This is a genomic window from Micromonospora sp. LOL_023 (genome assembly GCF_048060115.1).
GTDB lineage: Bacteria > Actinomycetota > Actinomycetes > Mycobacteriales > Micromonosporaceae > Micromonospora_E.
Genome location: NZ_JBHMIM010000127.1, coordinates 1 through 4,394, shown reverse-complemented (window position 1 = coordinate 4,394; position 4,394 = coordinate 1). Strand labels below are relative to the sequence as shown.

Below are 4,394 nucleotides of genomic sequence, written 5' to 3'. Positions count from 1 at the left end.
ACCGGCCAGCGACCATCCACATCTACCGGGTCCAGCCACCACCAAGATCAACTTAAGCTACGTGGCATTGGACCTGGACCTGGGTCCGGGCACTGGCCGGCGGTCGCTCCCCCCACAACGCGGTGGCGATCCGGCCGGCCGGCACCACCCGGTCCGCGTCGAGCAGCAGCAAGGCCAGCACTGCCCGTTCCTGCGGCCGGTCGATGGGCAGCGTCTGGCCATCGACGACGACCTCGACCGGGCCAAGTATCCGAAACCTCATCGGTGCCGTCCCTTGTCTTCCATGGGCGTTGGCAATTGTCGTCGCCAGCTCGGCAGCCGCGCGCCTAGCGGTCGCATAGCCGACGCCAAGCGTGGCCGCGCAATCTCGGACCAGCCGGCCGGTGGCCGGCACACCCAACGGAATGGGGGAACCGTGAAAGCAGTCACAACGGCGCGGGCCGGGTTCGTCGCAGCCGTACTTCTCGGCACCGTCCTCGCCGGGCTCGGCCCGGCCGGCCCGGCTGCCGCCGATCCGCCCGGCCTGGTGCGGGTCGGTGCCACCTCGGCGAGCACCAGCGCCGACAAGAACATGACGGTGTCCTGCCCGTCAGGGACGGTGGTCACCGGCGGTGGCGGCTACCTGACCGCACCGGCCGCGTCCCATCTGGGCCTGTTGTCGCTGGACCGGTTGGAGCCGCTGAACGACGGCTCCGGTTTCGTGGCCCGAATGCGTGAGGTGCACCCGGACGGGGGCAACTGGGCGCTCACCGCCGAGGCGATGTGCGCGCCGGCCCCGCCCGGCTGGGACGTGGTCTCGTTCACCCAGGCTCCGAACACCCAGATCGCCTCGGTCTCCTGCGGCAGCAAGCGGGTGATCGGCGCCGGCGGGCGGATCAACAACGGCTTCGGTGACGTCGTTCTCGACTACGTCGTGCCGACTGCCGACCTGACGTCGGTCAGTGTCCGTGGCACGGTCGTGCCCGGTACGACGCCGACCAACTGGTCGGTGACCGCCTTCGCGGTCTGCGCCAGCGTCAGGGGCGTCCAGCGGGTCGAGTTCGCCAACCCGCTGAGCGCGGACGACTCGAAGAGCATCACCGGGTCATGCCCGGCCGGTACCGCCCTCTACGGGATCGGGGGATCGGTGTCCGGCGGCGGTGGGGAGATCTTCCTCGACATGGTGCACGCCATCGGTACCGACAAGGTGGCCACCCGGGCCAGCGCGTCGGGTCCGGTGCTGCCGTGGGCACTGTTCGCGTACGGCATCTGCGCGAGTTGAGCTGGCGTTGCGGTGCCGGTCGGGCTGGTCCCGGCCGGCACCGCTCGTCGTCGGTCACCACAGCGCGGCCGGATCGGGTGCCGGGTCACCCACCACCCTTCGCCTTGGGCCTGGCGCGTAGGTGGGCACGCTCGCCCTGCTGGCCGAAGAGGCTGAGGAACTCGGCCGGCTCGTCACCGACCGCTCCGAACCAGTGCGGAACCCGGGTATCGAACTCGGCCGCCTCGCCGGGGGCGAGCACCAAATCGTGTTCGCCGAGGACGACGCGCAGCCTCCCGTCGAGGACGTACAACCATTCGTAGCCTTCGTGGGTCTTGAGGTCAGGCTCACGGCGTCTGCTGCCCGGCGAGAGGATCAGCTTGAACGCCTGGATGCCGCCGGCCCGGCGGCTCAGCGGCAGCACCGTCATCCCGAAGCGGGTCACCGGCCGCAGGTGGATGCGCGGGTCGCCGGTCGGTGGGGCGTCGACCAGTTCGTCGAGGGTCACCCCGTAGGCTCTGGCGAGCGGAAACAGCAGCTCCAGGGTGGGTTTGCGGGCGCCGGACTCCAGGCGGGACAGCGTGCTCACCGAGATGCCGGTCGCCGTCGACAACTCAGCGAGGGTGGTCTCGCGCAACTTGCGCAGCGCCCGCAGCCGGGGTCCGACCGATTCGAGGGCCTGGTCGAGGTCGTCGTCCATGCCACCCAGCTTGCCAGATCAGCAAAGCCATTTGCAGGTTCGGTGAGCCGGCGCACCCGTCCGACTGCGCTGACCAGGCTCGGCGGTCTTGCCGCGCACCTGCATACTTGTACGGGTGACGAAGAAGCAGCCCCGGTTGGAGATCGAGTACTGCACGCAGTGCCGCTGGATGCTGCGGGCCGCGTGGACCGCACAGGAGCTGCTCACCACCTTCGGCCTGCGGCTCGGCGAGGTGGCACTGGTGCCCGGCACCGGCGGCGTCTTCGAGGTCAGGCTCGAAGGGGCGACGATCTGGTCGCGCTCCGAGAGCGGCTTTCCGGATATTCCCGAGCTGAAACGACTGGTACGCGACCGAATCGCGCCAGATCTCAGCCTTGGCCACACCGACCGGTCAGCGCCGCGCACGGCCTGAACTGCTTCTCTGGCTGTCCATCGCTCCGTCACTCGTAGTCAATTCCTTGTCTATCGATGCTGACCAAACTATGTTGGTCGCGTCGGCTGCTCGCCCCGGTGGTCACTCCCGGGATGAGCCACTCGGCACTGGGCTGGAAGCCCGCCGAGATTGTGCAAGGAGGCTGCGTTGCTTCAGTCGGAAATTCCGGTGGTGCATTCGACTGCACCGGACGGCTCTCTCCCCGCCAGACTTTCATGGTGGATAGTCCGTGGGCGATCCTGGATCGGATCGGCGCTGCTGACCGTCGCGCTGGTGGTCGTTCCCGCCACGGCGGCCCGCGCCGAGAACCTGCCGAACCTGCCGCAGTCGGCCGGCACCCTTGAACTGAATTTCTCCCCGGCCTACGACTACGACGGCGACGGCTGCTACGCGGTCGCCGCGATCTCGCCCGACGGCACGCTCAACGGTGGCCTGAACACCAGCGGGGCGGTCAACGGCAACTGCCGCGACCGGTCCGATCTCGACCGTACCCAGACGTACGCCCGGTCGAAATGCACCGACGGCTGGTGCGCCATCGTCTACGCGAGCTATTTCGAGAAAGACCAGACCGTCCAGGGCTGCTGCGGTCACCGCCACGACTGGGAGCATGTCATCTCCTGGGTGAGTCAATCGTCCAACCAAGTCGAGTACGTCACCCGCACGGTGCATTCCGACGTGCAGACCTATCCGCGCTCGGCGGTCCGTTTCGACGGCACCCACCCGAAGATGGTCTACCACAAGGAAGGTGCTATCGGGTCGCACAACTTTCGCCTCGCGAACAGCAACGACGAGCCGCCGGAGAACCACTACGGTGACTGGCGCTACCCGCCGATCGTCGACTGGAACGGCTGGCCGAGCACCCGGCTACGGGACCGCCTGATGACCGCCAACTTCAGTGCCGCCACCATCAAGATCACTGACCAGGACGACCGGTTCCGCAACCTGCTGAACAGGTCGAAGCCGGCAGGTATCCCGTTCGATCCCTGGGCCTGATCAACCACAGGCAGGCAGCTCGGCCGCCGGCCGCCAGTCGTTACCGATCGGGCTGGTGGCCGGTCACGGGTGTGCCGCGAGTCGCTGGGTCGAGCCGGCGTCGAGGGCCTGGCTGACGCTGTCGATGCCGGAGCGGATCATTTCGCCGTACGAATCGTCTGGCAGCTGATGCACGGATTCTCCGGCGGCGGCCAGCTGGTCGCGGGCCAGCCCGGTGTTGCCCAGCCGACGGTGGACGTCAGCCAGGTTGAGGTGCAGCGACGGCAGAAAGCCCCGGACCTTGAACGAGGAGTCGTACTGCTGGGCTCGTTCGTCGCTCAGGTCGGTGGCGGCAGCGAGCGCCCGCTCGTCCCAGTGCAGCTCCGCCTCGACCGTGTCCTGCAGGTCAGCCAGATAGTGCGCGAGTACGCAGCGGTGAAAGGCATCCCCGGCGACGCCGATCCGCCCCCACAGGGCGGTCAGAGCATCCCGGGCCTGCGCCCGCTGCCCGGACTGTCCGAGCACCACCGCAGCGGTAACGGCGCCCATGACCTCGTCGGTTGCGGATCGGTCGGGTACGGCCTGATCGGTTCGGCCGTGATCGGAGTCTGCCGGACTGGTTTTCTGCACGATGCCACCTATGTCGGCTTGGTTGGACTGGTCGCTGGCAATCCTGATGCCTCAACCAACTCGAAGGTCAACCTCGGCTACCTTTCGCGTTTTCTACCCCACATACCTCATGCGCCGCCCATTACGTATGTCGGGTAGAAGACGGCGCAGTCGCGCCGACCGAGGGGACTGTCCGCCCGTGGCGGGTCGTCGGGGGCCTGCCGTGGCTCGCCAGCGCGGCGCCCAGCGGTCTGCGGGAGGCGCCCAGCCCGGCCGGAATGATCCGCCGGGCGGGGTCGTTACACATGGTCGAGCCACGCACCCCCGGCACCCGCCCCCGCACCCCGCCTCTCCTTGGCGATCTTGCATTTATCGAGAAGATTTGTCGGGATTGTCCGTCGATAAGTGCAAGATCGTCGCGATCTTGAGCGGTCAACCCC

General features: G+C 68.0%; 6 protein-coding genes. 3 read left to right on the top strand and 3 right to left on the bottom strand.

What is annotated here, in order from left to right:
- Positions 1 to 52: 52 nt before the first annotated feature.
- Positions 53 to 262: an AfsR/SARP family transcriptional regulator gene (locus tag ACFHVL_RS30805; protein WP_416632123.1), complete on the bottom strand. Its 210-nt coding sequence runs from the start codon at positions 260 to 262 to the stop codon at positions 53 to 55.
- A 153-nt stretch (positions 263 to 415) separates the two neighbouring features.
- Between ACFHVL_RS30805 and ACFHVL_RS30800 the strand changes: the two genes are divergently transcribed.
- Positions 416 to 1,261, top strand: a complete 846-nt coding sequence (locus ACFHVL_RS30800) for a hypothetical protein (protein WP_416632122.1) — start codon at positions 416 to 418, stop codon at positions 1,259 to 1,261.
- An 85-nt stretch (positions 1,262 to 1,346) separates the two neighbouring features.
- On the opposite strand, the gene ACFHVL_RS30795 is transcribed toward ACFHVL_RS30800, so the two are convergent.
- Positions 1,347 to 1,940, bottom strand: coding sequence for a helix-turn-helix domain-containing protein (locus ACFHVL_RS30795; RefSeq protein ID WP_416632121.1), 594 nt, complete (start codon positions 1,938 to 1,940; stop codon positions 1,347 to 1,349).
- A gap of 136 nt (positions 1,941 to 2,076) precedes the next feature.
- On the opposite strand from ACFHVL_RS30795, the gene ACFHVL_RS30790 reads away from it, so the two are divergent.
- The gene (locus ACFHVL_RS30790; protein WP_416632119.1) at positions 2,077 to 2,352 is read left to right on the top strand and encodes a SelT/SelW/SelH family protein; all 276 of its coding nucleotides are present in this window, start codon (positions 2,077 to 2,079) and stop codon (positions 2,350 to 2,352) included.
- Between the two features lie 294 nt (positions 2,353 to 2,646).
- Complete coding sequence (locus ACFHVL_RS30785; protein WP_416632117.1) at positions 2,647 to 3,366, top strand: NPP1 family protein; 720 nt, start codon at positions 2,647 to 2,649, stop codon at positions 3,364 to 3,366.
- A gap of 63 nt (positions 3,367 to 3,429) precedes the next feature.
- Here the strand turns inward: ACFHVL_RS30785 and ACFHVL_RS30780 are convergent, their stop codons facing one another.
- Entirely contained in the window at positions 3,430 to 3,894 is a 465-nt protein-coding gene (locus ACFHVL_RS30780; protein WP_416632115.1) for a hypothetical protein, read from the bottom strand.
- Between the last annotated feature and the right edge of the window lie 500 nt (positions 3,895 to 4,394).